This is a genomic window from Actinomyces denticolens, from assembly GCF_002072185.1.
GTDB classification, from domain to species: domain Bacteria; phylum Actinomycetota; class Actinomycetes; order Actinomycetales; family Actinomycetaceae; genus Actinomyces; species Actinomyces denticolens.
In genome coordinates, this window is record NZ_MVIW01000027.1 from 23,779 (window position 1) to 40,232 (window position 16,454).

Consider the following 16,454-nt stretch of genomic DNA (forward strand, 5'->3'; position numbering starts at 1 on the left):
CGCCCGCACCGGGCCCGCGGCCGGCGCGACGATGGCGGCTCACACCAGCGACCAGCCGCGGGCGCACGTGCGCCGGGTCCAGAAGTCCCGGTAGGGGCCGTCGGCCTCGATCAGGTCGGCATGGCGCCCGCGCTGGGCCACCCGCCCGTCCTCGCCGAGCACCACCACCTGATCGGCGGCGGCGATCGTCTCCAGCTTGTGGGCGATGACGATGAGCGTGGAGGTGCGGCGCAACTCCTCCATGGCCGCCACGATGTGGGCCTCGTTCTCGGCGTCCAGGGCGCTGGTGGCCTCATCCAGCAGGACGATCGGCGCGCGCTTGAGCAGGGCGCGAGCGATCGAGACGCGCTGGCGCTCCCCGCCGGACAGGGCGCGCCCGCCCTCACCGACGCGGGACTGCCAGCCGTCGGGCAGGCGATCCGCGATCTCGGTGACGCCGGCGAGCCCCGCCGCCCACCGCAGCTCCTCCGGGCCCGCCTCCGAATCACCGACGCGGATGTTGTCCTCCAGGGTTCCGTCGAAGAGGTAGACGTCCTGGAAGACCATGCTCAGCTGCTCCATGAGCTGAGCGGTCGGCATGTCGCGGACATCGGTGCCGCCCACGCGCACGACCCCCGAGTCGGCATCCCAGAAGCGGGCGATGAGGCGGGCGATCGTGGTCTTGCCGGAGCCGGAGGGGCCGACGATCGCGCACATGGAGCGCGAGGGGACCTCCATCGAGACGCCGTCGAGGACCAGCGTCCCCTCCCGGTAGCCGAAGGCGACGCCGTCGAGGCGCACGGACCCGGGCTCGGGCAGCGCGGCGCGCCCGCTCGGCTCGTCCATGACGGGGGCGTCCATGACGGCGTCGAGATGGTTCATCATCTGGCGCCGCTCCTCCAGGCCGAAGGCGGCGCCGGAGACGTCGTCGAGCATGGTGGTGAAGCGCAGGCACATGCCGATGGTGGCGATCGCGGGGAGGGCCTCCATGGTGCCGTCGACGGCGAAGGAGGCGGTGAGCATGATCATGCCGACCACCACGGCCTGGGTGACGGCGCCCGTCAGGAGGTTTCCACCGGTCTCCCACCACAGGGCGCGACGGGAGGCGCGAAGGCCGTCGGCGAAGGCCGCCCTCAGCCGCCCATAGCGGCCCACCGCGCGGCACGAGCGCAGGGCCCCCTGGCAACGGGCGAGCTCGACGATGCGGGCGGCGAGCTCCCGCTCAGCGGGCTCCGAGATGGCCTTGCCGCGGTCGAGAAGACGGCGGGCCAGGAGGATGAGCAGCGCCACGGCGGGAGCGCCGACGGTCAGGAACAGCCCCAGGCGCCAGTCCCAGGCCCATGAGCCGATCCAGATGACGGCGCAGCCGGCGACGGCGGAGGCGATCCTGTAGAGGAAGTGGGCGGCGGACTCGCCCAGGGACAGCATCTCCTGACTGGCGGCCCGGGACATGGTGCCGGCGGTGTCAGAGTCGAACCAGCGCAGGGGCAGGCGGGCGATCCTGTCGCCGATGGCGTGGTGGACATCGTGCATGAAGCCGAGTGCTCCCATCATGTTCGCGCGCCTCCCGATGAAGTCGATGACCGTCGACACGACGGCGCAGGCCGCGAGTGCCACCAGCCAACCGCCGAGGGTCAGGCCCCAGCAGGTCCCGCCGTCGGCCAGGGCCACGGAGCCGGGCAGGAGGGACAGCAGGGCCAGCCCGGAGATGAGTCCGTTGACCGCGCCGAGCGCGAGTCCTCTCAGCGTCCGCCTCCAGGTGCCCTCGGTCATGAGGCGGCGGTAGTGGGCCAGCAGGGAGCGCCCCTCCCGGCCCGGCCCGGCGTCCGGAGCCGGCTCCGGGACCCCGCCCGCGCTGCCCGGCGCGCCCGCATCCGGGGCGGCCCCGGCTCCCGGATCGGCGGGACCGGGATCGGCCGACGCGCCGGGAGTGGGCGGGGGAACGGCTGGGGAGGCGCCGCCGTCGGCCGGGTGCCCGGACTGGCGCAGCAGGGCCCGGTAGTGGGGTTCATCCAGCAGCTCGGCGTGGGAGGCGGCCGCGACGAGGCGCCCCCGCTCCATGACGGCGATGCGGTCGGCGCCGCGCACGACGGCGGGCCGGTGGGCGATCACCAGGACGGTGCGGTCCCGCACCAGCTCGCTCAGCGCCTCCTGGATCTGCGCCTCGGATTCCGGGTCGGCCATGGCGGTGGCCTCGTCCATGAGCAGGACGGGGGTGTCCAGCAGCAGGGCGCGGGCGATGGCGATGCGCTGCTCCTGGCCGCCGGACAGGGCGGCCTCCTGGCCCAGGACGGTGTCGTAGCCGCGAGGCAGGGCCATGATCTCCTCGTCGATGCGGGCGGCGCGGGCGGCGCGGGCGGCGGCGCGCACCTGGGCGTCGGTGGCGTCCGGGCGGCCCAGCGCGATGTTCTCGCGCACGGTGGTCCCCAGCAGCTGGGCGTCCTGGAGGACGAAGGAGACGGTGGAGTAGAGGGTCTCCTCGTCCATGTCCCTCAGGTCCACCCCGCCGATGCGCACGCCTCCGGTATCCGGGTCGGCGAAGCGGGCGATGAGGGTGGCCAGCGTCGACTTGCCGGAGCCCGACGGCCCCAGCAGGGCGGTGACCGTGCCGGGCTCCAGAGTGAGGCTGACATCGTCGAGGGCGAGGTTGTCCCCGTAGGAGAAGGACACGTGCTCGATCTCGACGCGGGCCCCCGCGGGCCGCGTCGGGGTCTCGGGCGAGGGGAGGACTGGGGTGTCGAGCACCTCGCACAGTCGCAGCGCTGCGGCGCCGGCCATCTGGTAGGACCAGCTGACGGAGACCACGGTGATGAGCGCGGCGGGCAGCACGAGGGCGATGAGCGTGGCGGCCAGCACCTGCGGCAGGGTGACCGCGCCGGCGTGGATGAGCAGGGCGCCGCCGCCCAGGTCGACCAGGAGGACCACCGGTATGGAGACCCAGGCGAAGGACAGGCAGCTGACCGTCATGAGCGACATGGCCCAGTCGTGGTAGAAGCGGGAGAATCCGTCGGCGGCGGCCAGGTAGGCACCATGGGCCCGCCCGTCGCGTCCGAAGGTCTTGACCACCGGGATGCCGGTGACGAACTCGACCATGGTGGAGGACACGTCCGCGAGTCGGCGGTCCATCTCCACCGTCTTCTCCCTCATGCCCCTCAGGGACAGGGAGTAGGTCGCCAGGCACAGGGGCATGGTGGCCACGGTCAGGAGGGCCAGGCGCCAGTCGATCCAGAACGCGCAGGCCAGGAGGGCCAAGGGCGAGACGATGGCGTTGAGGCGCTCGATGGGGGCGTGGGCGATGACGGTGTGGACTGCGGCGGTGTCGTCCTGGACGGCCTTGCGCACGCGGCCGGAGGTGGAGGCCGTGAACCAGGCCAGGGGGGCGCGGGAGATGCGGGCGACGATGTCGCGACGCAGCCGGTCGCGCAGGCGCAGGTCCGCCATATGAGTGATGAGCAGGGCGATGGAGTACAGCAGCAGCCTGCCCGTGTAGGCGCCCACCAGCAGCATGATGACGTCGTGCGCCTGTTGGCGGTCCGGGGCGGCACCGGCGTTGTGGGCCTCCAGGAGGATGTCGCCCAGGCGCACGAGGGCGACGTAGGGGGCAACGGAGAGCACGCCCGAGGCGACGACGAGCGCCTGGCCGATCCCCAACCAGCCGCGCACCGGGGCGCCCAGGCGCCGCAGCGCGGCCTGGCCGGCGCGGGACCGCTCGGCGTTGCCGCCCGGAGTCCCCGGAGCCCGCTCGGATCCGCTCTCCCCCGGGGATGGGGCGCCCCCGCGCGTCAGGGCCCCCCGGCCCTGAGACGCAATGGATGCGGACTGGGATTCCGATGATCCCGACGTCGTCGCGCGTGCGCTCACTGAATGCCCCCATCAACTCTGAATGCCTTTCAGATTTAACTGAGGGTGATCTTACAACGATGGCTCGTCGGTCTCCAGGGGTGCCGACTGCGGCTACCGTGAGGACATGACGACCACGAGGAGCTCGAGGAGCACGAGGAGACAGGGGCGCCCCACCGGGCCCAAGCCGGGATTCTCCCGCCAGGACGTCGTCGACGCGGCGCTGGAGATCGGGATCGCCGACTTCACGCTGACAGCCGTGGCCGGACGCCTGGGGGTCGCCGTCTCCGGCCTGTACCGCGCCATCGCCTCGCGCGAGGACCTGCTGCGCGCGTGCCTGAGCGAGCTGGCCACGCGGATGCGCTTCTCCCCCGATCCCGTCGACTGGCGCCGCAACGCCCGTCATCAGGTCGAGTCCCTGTGGGCGCTGCTGGAGGGCTGCCCGGGGCTCGACCGCCTGCTCATCACCATGCCCTGGGCGGCCGAGTGCTTCGCATCCACGATCGACGCCGCCCACCGGGCCTTCGTCCAGGGCGGCTTGAGCCAGGAGGACGCCGCCCTGGCCGTCGACATCATTGCCGACACCACCGTCGCCACGCACGTCCAGGTCGCCGCCCTGAGGGCCGATTGGCTGGGAGGGAAGGGCCCCAGTGGTGACGGCTTCAAGCACCTGCCCCCCTACCGCCCCGATCCGTCCTGGCTGGAGCGGGGCTGGCTCGATCGCAAGATCGATCTCATCCTCGATGGATTCCAGCCCCGCGCGGGTACCGCCCGGCCGCCGGCATAGCGATGCGGGGCGCGGCTCCCGGAAGCGCCGCCGAGTCTCCTCGAACGGGCGTTCCGAGAGCCGCGCCCCGCTGGTCAGCGCGCACTCCAGTGCGCCTCCGGGCGCCTGCGGGCCCGCGGGCCCCGGTACGCCTCAGTGCTAGTGAGCCTTCTGCCCCTTCCACAGCGCGTGGCCGAGGTCGCGGTTGAGTCGCGAGATGACCTCGATCGGGACCGACTTGGGGCACACTGCGGCGCACTCGCCGATATTCGTGCAGCCGCCGAATCCCTCGGCGTCGTGCTGGTTGAGCATGGAGACCACGCGCGCGAGGCGCTCGGGCTGGCCCTGCGGGAGCAGGCCCAGGTGGGAGATCTTCGCGCCGGTGAACAGCATGGCGGAGGCATTCGGGCAGGCGGCGACGCAGGCGCCGCAGCCGATGCAGGCGGCGGCCTCGAAGGCGGCGTCGGCCTTCTCCTTCTGGACGGGCACGGAGTGGGCCTCGGGGGCGCCTCCGGTGTTGACCGAGATGTAGCCGCCGGCCTGGACGATGCGGTCGAGGGCGGAGCGGTCCACCATGAGGTCCTTGAGGATCGGGAAGCCCGTCGAGCGCCAGGGCTCGATGGTGATCGTGGAGCCGTCCTTGAAGGAGGGGTCCTCGGCCAGGTGGCGCATGTGCAGCTGGCAGGTGGTGGAGCGGATGGGCCCGTGGGCCTGGCCGTTGATGACGACGCCGCACTGACCGCAGATGCCCTCGCGGCAGTCGGAGTCGAAGGCGACGGGGTCCTTGCCCTCGGCGAAGAGCTGCTCGTTGAGCAGGTCGAGGACCTCGAGGAAGCTCATGTGCTCCTCGACGCCGGTCATCGAGTACTCCTCGAAGTGGCCCTTGGCGCTCGCGTTCTTCTGGCGCCAGATCTTCAGCTTGATGTTCACTTGTAACTCCGCTGCTTGAGCTCGATGTCCTTGTAGATGAGGTCCTCCTTGTGGAGGATCGGGGGCTGGTTCTCGCCGCCCCACTCCCATGCGGCGACGTAGAGGAACTCGTCGTCATGGCGCAGCGCCTCGCCCTCGGGGGTCTGAGACTCGGCCCGGAAGTGCCCGCCGCAGGACTCACGGCGGTGGAGGGCATCGATGCACATGAGCTCGGCGAGCTCGAAGAAGTCGAGCAGGCGCCCGGCCTTCTCCAGGGCCTGGTTGACCTCCATGGCCTCGCCGGTGACACGGCCATCCCTCCAGAACTCCTCCTTGAGGGCGCGGATCTGCTTGATGGCCTCGCGCAGTCCGGCGTCGCGGCGCTCCATGCCGCAGTACTCCCACATGATGCGGCCCAGGGCCATGTGGAAGTCGTCCACGCTGCGGGTGCCGCGCAGGGCCATGAGGCGGTTGACGCGGTCCTCGACGGACGCCTTGGCCTCGGCGATCTCGGGGGCGCTCGGGTCGACCTTGCCCAGGCGAAGCATGTCGGCCAGGTAGTCGTTCATGGTGTCGGGCAGGACGAAGTAGCCATCGGCCAGGCCCTGCATGAGAGCCGAGGCGCCCAGGCGGTTGGCGCCGTGGTCGGAGAAGTTCGCCTCGCCGCCGACGTACAGGCCCGGGATGTTGGACTCCAGGTCGTAGTCGACCCACAGCCCGCCCATCGTGTAGTGGACGGCGGGGTAGATGCGCATCGGGACCTCATAGGGGTCGTCGCCGGTGATGCGCTGGTACATCTCGAACAGGTTGCCGTAGCGGGCGGAGACGGCATCCTTGCCCAGGCGGCCGATGGCCTCGGAGAAGTCGAGGTAGACGCCCCGGCGCATCATGCGCTCGGTGCCGTCAGCGGCCTTCTCCTTGATGGCGGGGCCGACGCCGCGGCCCTCGTCGCACATGTTCTTGGCCTGGCGCGAGGCGATGTCGCGGGGCACGAGGTTGCCGAAGGCCGGGTAGATGCGCTCGAGGTAGTAGTCGCGGTCCTCCTCGGGGATCTGGCGCGGGTCCTTGTCGCAGTCCTCGGCGCGCTTGGGCACCCAGATGCGCCCGTCGTTGCGCAGCGACTCACTCATGAGGGTGAGCTTGGACTGGAAGTCGCCGGACTGCGGGATGCAGGTCGGGTGGATCTGCGTGTAGCAGGGGTTGGCGAAGTAGGCGCCCTTGCGGTGCGCGCGCCAGATGGCGGTGGCGTTGCAGCCCATGGCGTTGGTGGACAGGAAGAAGACGTTCCCGTACCCACCGGTGGCCAGCACGACGGCGTCGGCCAGGTGCGTGGAGATCTCGCCGGTGACCATGTCGCGGGCGACGATGCCGCGGGCCCGGCCGTCCACGATGATGAGCTCGACCATCTCGTGGCGGCGGAACTCCTTGACCGTCCCGGCGTGCACCTGGCGCTCCAGGGCCTGGTACGCGCCGATGAGGAGCTGCTGGCCCGTCTGGCCGCGGGCGTAGAAGGTGCGGGAGACCTGAACGCCGCCGAAGGAGCGGTTGTCGAGCAGGCCGCCGTACTCGCGGGCGAAGGGGACGCCCTGGGCGACGCACTGGTCGATGATGTTGGCGGACACCTCGGCGAGCCGGTAGACGTTGTCCTCGCGGGCGCGGTAGTCGCCGCCCTTGACGGTGTCGTAGAAGAGCCGGTAGACGGAGTCGCCGTCGTTGCGGTAGTTCTTCGCGGCGTTGATGCCGCCCTGGGCCGCGATGGAGTGCGCGCGGCGGGCGGAGTCCTGGTAGAAGAAGACCTGGACGTTGTAGCCCTGCTCGCCGAGCGAGGCCGCCGCCGCGCCGCCGGCCAGGCCGGAGCCGACGACGATGATGTCGAGCTTGCGGCGGTTGGCGGGGTTGACGAGCTTGGCGTTGAACTTGCGCTGCTCCCAGCGCTGCGCGATCGGGACGTCGTGCGGGGCCTTGGTGTCGGCGATCTTGTCGCCCTCGTAGTAGAGGCCGTCGACGAGCGGCGCCGTCGGGGTGGGGGTCGATGCGGTGGTGTTGCTCATATCTTTCACTTACCCATCCAGTTGATGCCCGCGTTGGCGGCCTCGACGGCGTACTTCGCGGCGTCCATGGGCTCAGGGGTCAGGCCCAGGAGGATCGCGGTGGGCACGCACATGAAGACGAGGAAGAGCCCGAAGGCGACGATGAACGCGATGAGGCGGACGAAGGGGATGACGTTGCCGCGGATCGCCCCGAGGGTCTGCAGGGCGGACCACACGCCGTGCCACACGTGCAGGCACAGGGCGACCAGTGCCACCGCGTAGATCAGCCAGACCCACCACAGCTGGAAGCCGTAGTACATGTTCATGTAGGCGCGGCCGTGGACGTAGTGGCCGCCGGGCGTCAGGTGGAGGGTGGTGAACTGCAGGATGTGCCAGATGATGAACAGCAGGAGGATGACGCCGCCCCAGCGCATGGTGCGCATGGCGTAGCGGGAGGCGAAGTAGTCCGCGTTGGATTTCTTCACCGCGTAGGCGTCGTTGCCGCGGGCCTTCTTGTTGCGGTACCACAGGTGGAAGGCGCTGCCGGCGTGGGCCGCGAGGCACAGCAGGAGGGCGACGCGCATGATCCACAGGAACCCGCCGAAGGGGAGGATCGGCACGAGCAGCTCGCGCAGGAAGTACGCGTAGTGGTCGTAGGCGATCTCACCCTCGAAGTAGTGGGTGTTGCCGTAGGCGTGGAACAGGACGAAGAGCAGGAACACGATGCCCGAGATCGCCATCATGCGCTTCATGAAGACGGTCGTCGTCCACGCGCTCCGCTTCTTGGAGGGAACAGTCGCTTTGGTCACGTGATGAGCCTACGGATCCGCCGGGACGGATGTTCGGGACCCTTGGGCCCAGAACGTCAGGTAAGCCGTCCGACCGCGTGCTTCCAGGGGAAACTCAGGACAATTCGTCGCCATGGGGCCCCGAGCGCCCCACCGGAGGGGGTCTGATCACCGCCGGAGGCTCCCGGCATTTCGTCACGCCCACGTATAGGAAATAGTGATGGAGATCCTATCAACGGCGGCCCTGGTCGCTGCGGGAGGATGGTTCGAGCCGGTCAGACCGCCTCCGAGCCCACAGGGCCGATGCGCGCGGGGCGGTCGGCGCCGCCGGTGGTCAGATGACCGGGCCCGGCGAGCACCAGCCTCATGACGACGGCGTCCTCGGCGGGAGCGGAGTAGTAGCGGCGGCGCCGGCCGATCGGCGCGAAGCCCAGCGAGCGGTAGAGCGCCTGGGCGGCGCCGTTGGAGGCGCGGACCTCGAGCAGGACGGCGCCGCAGCCGGCATCCCGCGCCCGGGCGAGGAGGTGATCGAGCATGGCTCGGGCCAGGCCGAGGCGCCGGGATCGCTCGGCCGTGGCGATGGTGAGCAGGTCGGCGTCCCCCCGGCCGTCCCCGAACCAGAGGCCCGCGTAGCCCAGGATCGCGCGGGAGGCCTCAGCGCGCGCCGCGCTGTCAGCAGCGTGAGCACTGTCAGCACTGTCAGCACTGCCGTCACCGTCCTCGACGACGACGTAGTGGCGATCGGCACCCTCGCCCTGAGCGGCGGCGAGCTCGGCGCGCAGCAACGCCGGGCTCCAGGCCTCACCGCCGAAGAGCTCGGTCTCCAGGGCGGCGACGGCATCGAGGTCGTCGGCGCGCATCTCGCGCAGGCGCGCGCCCGGGGGCGCGGGGGGCACGGGTGGCTCCATGGATCCGGGGAGCATCTGGGGGGCGTCCGGGCGGCGCGGGCTCAGCCCGCGAGGGCGCGCTTGCGGCCGGTTGGCACCTGGGCGTCCGCCAGGCGCAGGTAGAGGGGCTCGGTGCCGAGCTCCTCCCCCCGGGCGAGGCGGGCCAGCGCGATGCGCGTCTGCGCCCCGGCACTGCCGGAGGCCTGGGCGAGCACGGGGCGGCCGGCCGCGATCTCGGGGTGGAGGACGCATCCCGATCCGGCGGGGACGGCGGCGGGGCCGAGCTCGGCCAGTCGCTCGGCGGCGGCCTGCGGTGTGGCGACTGCGGGGGGCGTCAGGGGCTCGACGTCGTCGGCGCCCAGGGCGCGGTAGGCGGCGCAGTAGACCTCCTTGCGGCGCGCGTCGGTGGCCACGAGGACGGTCGCGGCATCGGCCGCCTCCCGCCCCCGCTCGGCGGCGAGGTCATCGAGGGCCTGGCGGGCGACGGCGTCGAGACTCGGAACCCCGTGCGCGGGGATCGAGCGGGCGCGGGCGAGGGCGCGGGCGGTGACGAGGCCGGCGCGCAGGCCGGTGAAGGGCGCGGGGCCGGTGGCGACCACGACGGCGTCGAGCGGGGAGTCATCGGCGAGGGCCGCGAGGGCGGTGGCGAGCATCGGCCCGAGCGACTCGGCGTGACGACGGGAGTCCTGGAGCGCCTGGGCGGACAGGATCCTCAGGGCGCGCGGGGCGCCGTCGGCGGGGGCATCGGGCTCGGCGTCGCACAGGAGGAGCTGGGTTCCGAGGGATGAGTCGATGGAGAGGATGCGCACGGGGCGAGCCTATCCCCGCGCGCGTCAAGGCTGCTCGGGGGTCCTGGCCATCTCGGGGGTCCTGGTCATCTCAGGGGCGTCGTCCCCTTGCCTCGCGGGGGCCCGGTCCGGGCGCGCGATCCCGGCCGTCCTCCGCGGCCTGGTCCTGGCAGGGGGCCTCGCGGGGGCGAGGATCCGCCGCTCCCGGCGCACGGTGATGATGATGAGGAGCACTCCGATGCCGACGGCGGCGGCCACCTCCGCCTGCTGGTCCGAGCTGAGAGCGGAGTCCTCTCCGCTGCCGACGGCGGGGGCGGTGGTCGCGGCCCGGGAGCGCTGGAGCAGGGCGGTGGAGTAGTCGCGCAGGGAGATGGGGCCGGCGAGCATCGCCTGGGCGCCATGAGACGCGGCCCGGGCCCGGTCGCCCGAGACCACGTACCAATCGGTGGACTGCCCGAGGACGATGACCGCGCCCTGCGGCCCCGACGGGAGCGCCGCGCCGGCCGAGGGCGTCGGCGCGGCGGGGGTCGTCCGGGGGACGGCCGGGGCGGTGGGCCGGGAGGAGGCGGCCTCCACGAGGGCGGCGGCGAGGATCTCGTCCTCGATGGTGATGCCCTGGGCGGTGGAGTCGGCGACGATGACGGCGATGGCGCCGATGGGGTCGCCGTCGACCAGGACGGGCGCGGCCCAGAGGGCGGCCGCGGGGAGAGGGGCATCCGGCGCGCTGCCGTCGAGGAAGCCGGAGGACCAGCGGTGGACCTGGGTGGGCTCGCCGAAGGCCGCCGATCCACCTGCCGCCAGGCTGGAGGCGAGGGATGGCCCCTCGGCCCGGATCCATGAGGCCGCGATGGCCTCGTCCCCCGGGGCGGGATCGGCGGCGGCGTGAGGGTCCGGGGCGGACGAGGGCGCGGCGGGGGCCGTGGGCGTCGGGCGATGCGCGGGCGGCACGGGTGATGCGGCGGCCCTGGGGGTGATGAGGAGGCGCGACGCGGCGAGTGGCGCGACGACCATGAGCATGACGATGAGCGCCGGGATCGCTGCGGGCGCCAGGAGGCGGGCGGCCGTGCGCATCAGCCTGCCAGCGCGCCGAGGTCAACGCCGGCCCAGCGCCGCCCGTGGGCCCGGATCGTGATGGAGCGGTGCCCGTCGTCGACGCCGTCGAGGTCGAGGGCCGGACGGGCTGCGGGACCGGCGGAACTGGCGGCGGATTGACCGGGGGCGGAGGGTGGGGCGTCGTCGTCGGCCGTGCCATGGCCCTCGTCGGCCGTGGCCCCCGGGGCGGGGAGGCCTCCGTGGGGGCGGTCGACGGAGATCTCGAGGCGGTCCTCGGCGAGGCCCTCGGCCTTCCCCTGCCCCCACTCGACGAGGGTGACCGAGCGCTCCATGGAGGAATCGAGGTCGAGTGCGTCGACCTCGTCTAGACCGGACAGCCGGTAGGCGTCGACGTGGATGAGGTCCGGGCCGTCCCCGAGGGCGGGGTGGGCGCGGGCGATGATGAAGGTGGGCGAGGAGACACGGCCGCGCACATCCATGGCGGCGCCGATCCCCTGGGCGAGGGTGGTCTTGCCCGCGCCGAGGCCACCGGTGAGGAGCACGAGGTCACCGGCTTGGAGCAGGGCCGCGAGGCGCGCGCCGAGGGCGCGGGTGGCCTCCGCATCGGCCGTGCTCACCACGATCTGGCGCGGGCTGTCTGACATCTCGGGTCCTCTCGGCTGGAAATGGCAGATCAGACTCTATCCTCCCAGCCAACTCCCAGATGTACCCGGGGCACGCGCGCGCCGAGACGGGTGACGATCTCATAGTTGATGGTGCCGCATGCGGCGGCCCACTCGTCCGCCGTCGGGATGCCCGCCGGATCAGCGCCGTCGCCCCACAGGACGGCGGTGTCACCGGCACGGGCCGGGGGCTCCTCTCCGGCGGGGCCACCGGCGGGGGCCGCGGGCCCGAGATCGATGACCATCTGGTCCATGCACACGCGACCCACGATCCTGGCGTGGATCGGAACGGCGCCGTCGTCGGCGCCGGGCGCGGCGCTGGGCGGGGAGGGGAGCACCGTGACGGGGGCGCCGGAGGCCGAGCGCGGGATGCCGTCGGCGTAACCGAGGGGCACGAGGCCGACCCAGCGGCTGGTGGGCGCGGTCCAGGTACCGCCGTAGGAGACCGCTTGACCGGCGGGGATGCGCTTGACGAGCGTGAGAGGGGCTTCCAGGCGCATGGCGGGGCGCAACCCGAGCGCGGCGCTGCTGGCGACGGAGGGGTCTGGCGAGAGCCCGTAGAGCCCGATGCCCGCGCGCACGAGGTCGAGGCGCGCGTCGGGGTGCCAGAGCAGCCCGCCAGTGGCCGCGAGGTGGCGGACGACCGGCGCGAGACCCGCCGCGGTGACGGCGTCGTCGGCGGCGCGGAAGCGGGCCAGGTGGTCCTCGGTGGAGCCGGAGTCGGGCTCGTCGGCGCGCGAGAGATGGGACCACAGGCCGACGACGGCGAGGCTCCCGGCGCTCTCGGCCCCCGCGAGAGCGGCGGCGAGGGCGGGGAGCTCGCCGTCGGTCGCACCGGCGCGGGACATGCCGGTATCGGCCTTGATGTGGACACGGGCGGCGCGCCCCTCGGCATCGGCCGCGGCCGCGATGGCGCGGGCCTGGTCGAGGGCGGACACGGACAAATCGAGGTCGGCGGCGATCGCTGCGCGCAGGGGGGACCCCGGGGCGGCGGCGCCCTCGGGGGTGAGGACCGGGGCGAGCCAGGTGAGGATGCGCGGCGCGTCCGGCGTCGGCAGTGAGCGGAGCTCAGGGACGGGGCGCGCGATACCGGCGGCGTCGAGGAGGGAGCGCAGATGGAGGGCCTCGGCGAGCTGGGCGACGCCGAGCCAGGTGGCGCCGGTGTCCAGGCAGGCGCGCGCGACGGGCTCCAGGCCGTGCCCGTAGGCGTCGGCCTTGACGACGGCCATCCAGGGCGCGCCGGCCGCCCGGGCGAGGACAGCGGCGTTGTGGGAGATGGCGCCGAGGTCGATGATGGCCCGGGAGGTGGTGGCGGGGATCGGCTGCTCGGTGGAAGTGGTGGTCGCGCTCACGCCGGGATTCTCCCACTCCCCCACCCCACCTTTCGCCGAGACCGGTCGAAGTGGCGATCGAGACCGGTTCGGAGAACCGGTCTCGATCGCCACTTCGACCGGTCTCGGCGTGATGGGGGGCGGGTTAAGGGCGGGGACGGGCCTGGGCCCGGAGCCGCTGGCGGGCCCGGGGAAGGTGATCAGCGACGTCGAGGGCCGCAATGGGGCGGCCCTCGCGCCCCTGCTCCGATGCCTCCCCGCTGGCCAGGCGGCCGGCGTCGGCGTGAAGGCGCACGGCAGCGGCCGCCGCGAGCGCAACCGCGTCCTCCAGGGGCAGGCCCGCCGCGCCGGTGCTGGGCCCGCAGTCCCGGCGGGTGTCATCGCGCTCGCGATCGGCGCGCACGGCCGCCAGCACCGCCCCGAGGGCGCCCGCGAGGACGTCGCCGCTGCCCGCGGTCGCCAACCAGCCCGGCCCGGCGTCGAGCGAGAGCAGGGGCCCGCCGCCGGAGCGCGCGATGATCACCGGCGCGGCTTTGAGGATCACCGTCGCCCCAGTCGCCTCGGCGAGCCCGCGCGCAGCCGAAGCGGGAGCGGCCTCGACCTCCTCGCGCGTCGTCGGCATCCCGAGGCCGCTGAGGAGAGCGGCGGCCTCGCCCGCGTGCGGGGTGAGGACATGCTCCGGGCCGCAGACGAGCCCCTGGGTGAGGATGTCGGGCAGGAGGGGGAGCGCCCCGGCGTCGATCACCGCCCATTGGCGCTCCCCGCTCCCCCGGCGCAGCGCGGCTCTCAGGACGCCGCGCAGTTCCTCGGCCCGGGGCTGATCGGCGGGATGGGTGCCGGGGCCGACGACGATCGCCTGGCACCGCCCATTCGCGGGGACCGCCTCGGGGCGGGAGGCGAGGACGAGGTCGACGGCCCGCCGAGGCGCCTGGATCCGGACCATGCCGGCCCCTGCTCGGATGGCGCCGCTGACGGCGAGGACCGCGGCCCCGGGATAGGCCTCGCTCCCCGCATGGAGGCCGACGACGCCGCGCGTGTACTTGTGGTCGGTGGCGCCGGGGGCGCGCAGGAGCGCGGCGAGCAGCGCCGGATCGGGCGCGATGACGAGCGGCGCGCTATCCGCGGGTACCGGCAATCCGAGATCGACGACGTCCACGCGCCCGCTCAGGGGCGCCGCGGGCGGCAGGAGGTGGGCGCCGCGCGGGCAGGTGAAGGTGACGGTGCGGTCGGCGGCGAGCACGGGGCCCGGCATGGCGCCGTCGTCCACGCCGACGCCGGAGGGGACGTCGACGGCGAGGACGCGGAACGCCCGTTGCCCGGGCGCGCCCGCGGCGATGAGGGGTGCGATGAGAGCGGCGGCCCGCGGGCGCAGGGGCCCGTCGGCACCGATGCCGGTGAGTCCGTCGATGACGAGGTCGGCCGCGCCGCCGACGACGGTCGAGGGGGCGGGAGCGCCCGCGACCGCGACCCCGGCGGCGCGGGCCTCGCTCAGCGCCGGCCCGTGCGGGTGGTCGGTGGCCAGCCGGGCCTCCGCGCGGGCGCCCCGGCGGGCGAGGATGGCCCCGGCGAGGAGGGCGTCGCCTCCGTTGTGCCCACCGCCGACCAGGACGAGGACCCGACTGTTCGCGACGCCGCCGCGCGACTGGCGCAGTTCGGCGAGGCAGGCGCCGGCGATGGCGTGGGCGGCCCGCCGCATGTACTGATCGGTGCCGGTGGTCAGTGGCGCCTCGGCCCGCGCGATGGCCCGGGCCGGGTAGGCGGCGCGGCGGGCGAGCGTGGGGATGGCTGCTGGCTCGGCGGCTCCGGAGACGCGGGCGTCGCTCTTGGCGGTGGTCATGCGCCCATCCTCGCCCGCTGTGGGCTCTCATGCCAGGGAATGACCGTGAGACGGCGTCATGCTCATTCCTCGTCGTCGATCGCCCGGGGCCGCAGCCAGGAGCGCGGAGGCGCGCTCCTCCTGGGGCATGGCCGTCAGATCCTGCCGCGACGACGATCCACCTGATCCTCCCCGGCTGAGCCGCAGCCGATTCATGACCACCGCGCCCGCGGCGGCGGGGGCCGCCTCCTCACTCCACGGTGACGGACTTCGCCAGGTTCCTGGGCTGGTCGATGTCCAGGCCCTTGGCGCCCGCGAGCGCGGCGGCGAAGATCTGCAGCGGGACCACGGTGAGCAGCGGCGCCATGAGGGTGGGGGTGGCGGGGATCCGGATGATGTGCTCGGCGAAGGCGTCGACGGCGTCGTCCCCCTCCTCGGCCACCACGATGGTGCGCGCGCCGCGGGCGCGGATCTCCTGGATGTTGGACAGGACCTTGTCGTGCAGGACGGGGCGGCGGGGGGTGGGCACGATGACGAAGACCGGCAGGCCCTCCTCCACGAGCGCGATGGGCCCGTGCTTGAGCTCGCCCGCCGCGAAGCCCTCGGCGTGGACGTAGGCGAGCTCCTTGAGCTTGAGCGCCCCCTCGAGCGCCACCGGGAATCCGACGTGGCGGCCCAGGAACAGGAAGGAGGAGCGGTCCGCGAGCTCGGCGCCCAGCGCCCGCACGGAGCTCTCCTGCTCATCGAGGATCCACTGGACCTTGTCGGGCATCTCGCCGAGCTTGGCGAGGTAGTCGGCGACCTCGTCCGGCCACTTGTTCCCGCGCAGCTGCGCCAGGTAGAGGCCCAGCAGGTAGCAGGCGGTGATCTGGGCGAGGAAGGCCTTCGTGGAGGCCACCGCGACCTCGGGGCCGGCGTGGGTGTAGAGCACGGCGTCGGCCTCGCGGGCGATGGTGGAGCCGTAGGTGTTGACGATGGCGAGCACGCGACTGCCCTGCTCGCGGGCGTGGCGAACGGCCTGGATGGTGTCCATGGTCTCCCCGGACTGGGAGATCGCCACGGTGAGGGTCTTCTCGCTCACGACGGCGTCGCGGTAGCGGAACTCGTGGGCGAGCTCGATCTCCACCGGCACGCGGCACCAGTGCTCGATGGCGTACTTCGCGACATGACCGGCGTAGGCGGCGGTGCCGCAGGCGATGACGATGATCTTGTCGACGCTGCGCAGGACCGCGGGGTCGATGCGCATCTCGTCGAGCTGGATCTCGCCGCGCTCGTCGACGCGCCCCCGCAGGGTGTCGGCGACGGCGGCGGGCTGATCGTGGATCTCCTTGTCCATGAAGGTCTCGTAGCCGCCCTTGACGGCCGCTGAGGCGTCCCAGGAGACCTTCCAGCTCTTGGGCTCCACGACGCCGCCGTCTTTGTCCCACACGGTGACCGAGTCGGGGCGCAGGAGGAGGATCTGGTCGTCGTCGACCTCGGCGGCGCGGGAGGTGAAGGCCACGAAGGCGGCGACGTCGGAGCCCAGGAAGTTCTCGCCGTCGCCCAGGCCGATGACCAGCGGGCTGGAGCGGCGGGCGGCGACGATCGCCTCGGGGGCCAGGGGGG

The 16,454-nt window shown here is 73.1% G+C and carries 12 protein-coding genes; 1 reads left to right on the plus strand and 11 read right to left on the minus strand.

The annotated features are described in order from the left end of the window. Positions 1–39: 39 nt before the first annotated feature. Entirely contained in the window at positions 40–3,765 is a 3,726-nt protein-coding gene (locus tag B1H55_RS08705; RefSeq protein WP_420866438.1) for an ABC transporter ATP-binding protein, read from the minus strand. A gap of 181 nt (positions 3,766–3,946) precedes the next feature. Here B1H55_RS08705 and B1H55_RS08710 point away from each other — a divergent pair, with 181 nt between their 5' ends. Next, positions 3,947–4,606, plus strand: coding sequence for a TetR/AcrR family transcriptional regulator (locus B1H55_RS08710; protein WP_077240467.1), 660 nt, complete (start codon positions 3,947–3,949; stop codon positions 4,604–4,606). A 138-nt stretch (positions 4,607–4,744) separates the two neighbouring features. On the opposite strand, the gene B1H55_RS08715 is transcribed toward B1H55_RS08710, so the two are convergent. The 10 genes from B1H55_RS08715 to glmS form a co-directional block, all read right to left on the minus strand. Beyond that, positions 4,745–5,515, minus strand: a complete 771-nt coding sequence (locus B1H55_RS08715) for a succinate dehydrogenase/fumarate reductase iron-sulfur subunit (RefSeq protein WP_073451411.1) — start codon at positions 5,513–5,515, stop codon at positions 4,745–4,747. Beyond that, the gene (locus tag B1H55_RS08720) at positions 5,512–7,545 is read right to left on the minus strand and encodes a fumarate reductase/succinate dehydrogenase flavoprotein subunit (RefSeq protein ID WP_073451412.1); all 2,034 of its coding nucleotides are present in this window, start codon (positions 7,543–7,545) and stop codon (positions 5,512–5,514) included. Before B1H55_RS08720 ends, B1H55_RS08715 begins: the two co-directional genes overlap by 4 nt. Before the next feature lie 5 nt (positions 7,546–7,550). Beyond that, complete coding sequence (locus B1H55_RS08725) at positions 7,551–8,276, minus strand: succinate dehydrogenase cytochrome b subunit (RefSeq protein ID WP_172575581.1); 726 nt, start codon at positions 8,274–8,276, stop codon at positions 7,551–7,553. A 311-nt stretch (positions 8,277–8,587) separates the two neighbouring features. Then, positions 8,588–9,172: a GNAT family N-acetyltransferase gene (locus B1H55_RS08730; RefSeq protein ID WP_077240933.1), complete on the minus strand. Its 585-nt coding sequence runs from the start codon at positions 9,170–9,172 to the stop codon at positions 8,588–8,590. 89 nt (positions 9,173–9,261) lie between these two features. After that, positions 9,262–10,008, minus strand: coding sequence for a tRNA (adenosine(37)-N6)-threonylcarbamoyltransferase complex dimerization subunit type 1 TsaB (tsaB, locus tag B1H55_RS08735; RefSeq protein WP_073451414.1), 747 nt, complete (start codon positions 10,006–10,008; stop codon positions 9,262–9,264). A gap of 24 nt (positions 10,009–10,032) precedes the next feature. Next, complete coding sequence (locus B1H55_RS08740; protein WP_073451415.1) at positions 10,033–11,058, minus strand: hypothetical protein; 1,026 nt, start codon at positions 11,056–11,058, stop codon at positions 10,033–10,035. Beyond that, the gene (gene tsaE, locus B1H55_RS08745) at positions 11,058–11,684 is read right to left on the minus strand and encodes a tRNA (adenosine(37)-N6)-threonylcarbamoyltransferase complex ATPase subunit type 1 TsaE (protein ID WP_073451416.1); all 627 of its coding nucleotides are present in this window, start codon (positions 11,682–11,684) and stop codon (positions 11,058–11,060) included. The genes B1H55_RS08740 and tsaE overlap by 1 nt, the downstream gene beginning before the upstream one ends. A gap of 29 nt (positions 11,685–11,713) precedes the next feature. After that, on the minus strand, positions 11,714–13,054 hold the full coding sequence (gene alr, locus B1H55_RS08750) for an alanine racemase (RefSeq protein ID WP_073451417.1): 1,341 nt from the start codon (positions 13,052–13,054) through the stop codon (positions 11,714–11,716). Between the two features lie 124 nt (positions 13,055–13,178). After that, positions 13,179–14,870, minus strand: coding sequence for a bifunctional ADP-dependent NAD(P)H-hydrate dehydratase/NAD(P)H-hydrate epimerase (locus B1H55_RS08755; RefSeq protein ID WP_073451418.1), 1,692 nt, complete (start codon positions 14,868–14,870; stop codon positions 13,179–13,181). A 229-nt stretch (positions 14,871–15,099) separates the two neighbouring features. Further along, on the minus strand, positions 15,100–16,454 hold a 1,355-nt coding region (gene glmS / locus B1H55_RS08760), incomplete at its 5' end, for a glutamine--fructose-6-phosphate transaminase (isomerizing) (protein WP_080461687.1).

Excerpts from the sequence above, each read along its gene's own strand:
- tsaE (WP_073451416.1), bottom strand. The coding sequence starts at position 11,684 with ATGTCAGACAGCCCGCGCCAGATCGTGGTGAGCACGGCCGATGCGGAG.
- B1H55_RS08725 (WP_172575581.1), bottom strand. The coding sequence starts at position 8,276 with ATGAAGCGCATGATGGCGATCTCGGGCATCGTGTTCCTGCTCTTCGTC.
- B1H55_RS08755 (WP_073451418.1), bottom strand. The coding sequence starts at position 14,870 with ATGACCACCGCCAAGAGCGACGCCCGCGTCTCCGGAGCCGCCGAGCCA.
- B1H55_RS08720 (WP_073451412.1), bottom strand. The coding sequence starts at position 7,545 with ATGAGCAACACCACCGCATCGACCCCCACCCCGACGGCGCCGCTCGTC.
- B1H55_RS08740 (WP_073451415.1), bottom strand. The coding sequence starts at position 11,058 with ATGCGCACGGCCGCCCGCCTCCTGGCGCCCGCAGCGATCCCGGCGCTC.
- B1H55_RS08730 (WP_077240933.1), bottom strand. The coding sequence starts at position 9,172 with ATGCGCGCCGACGACCTCGATGCCGTCGCCGCCCTGGAGACCGAGCTC.
- B1H55_RS08710 (WP_077240467.1), top strand. The coding sequence starts at position 3,947 with ATGACGACCACGAGGAGCTCGAGGAGCACGAGGAGACAGGGGCGCCCC.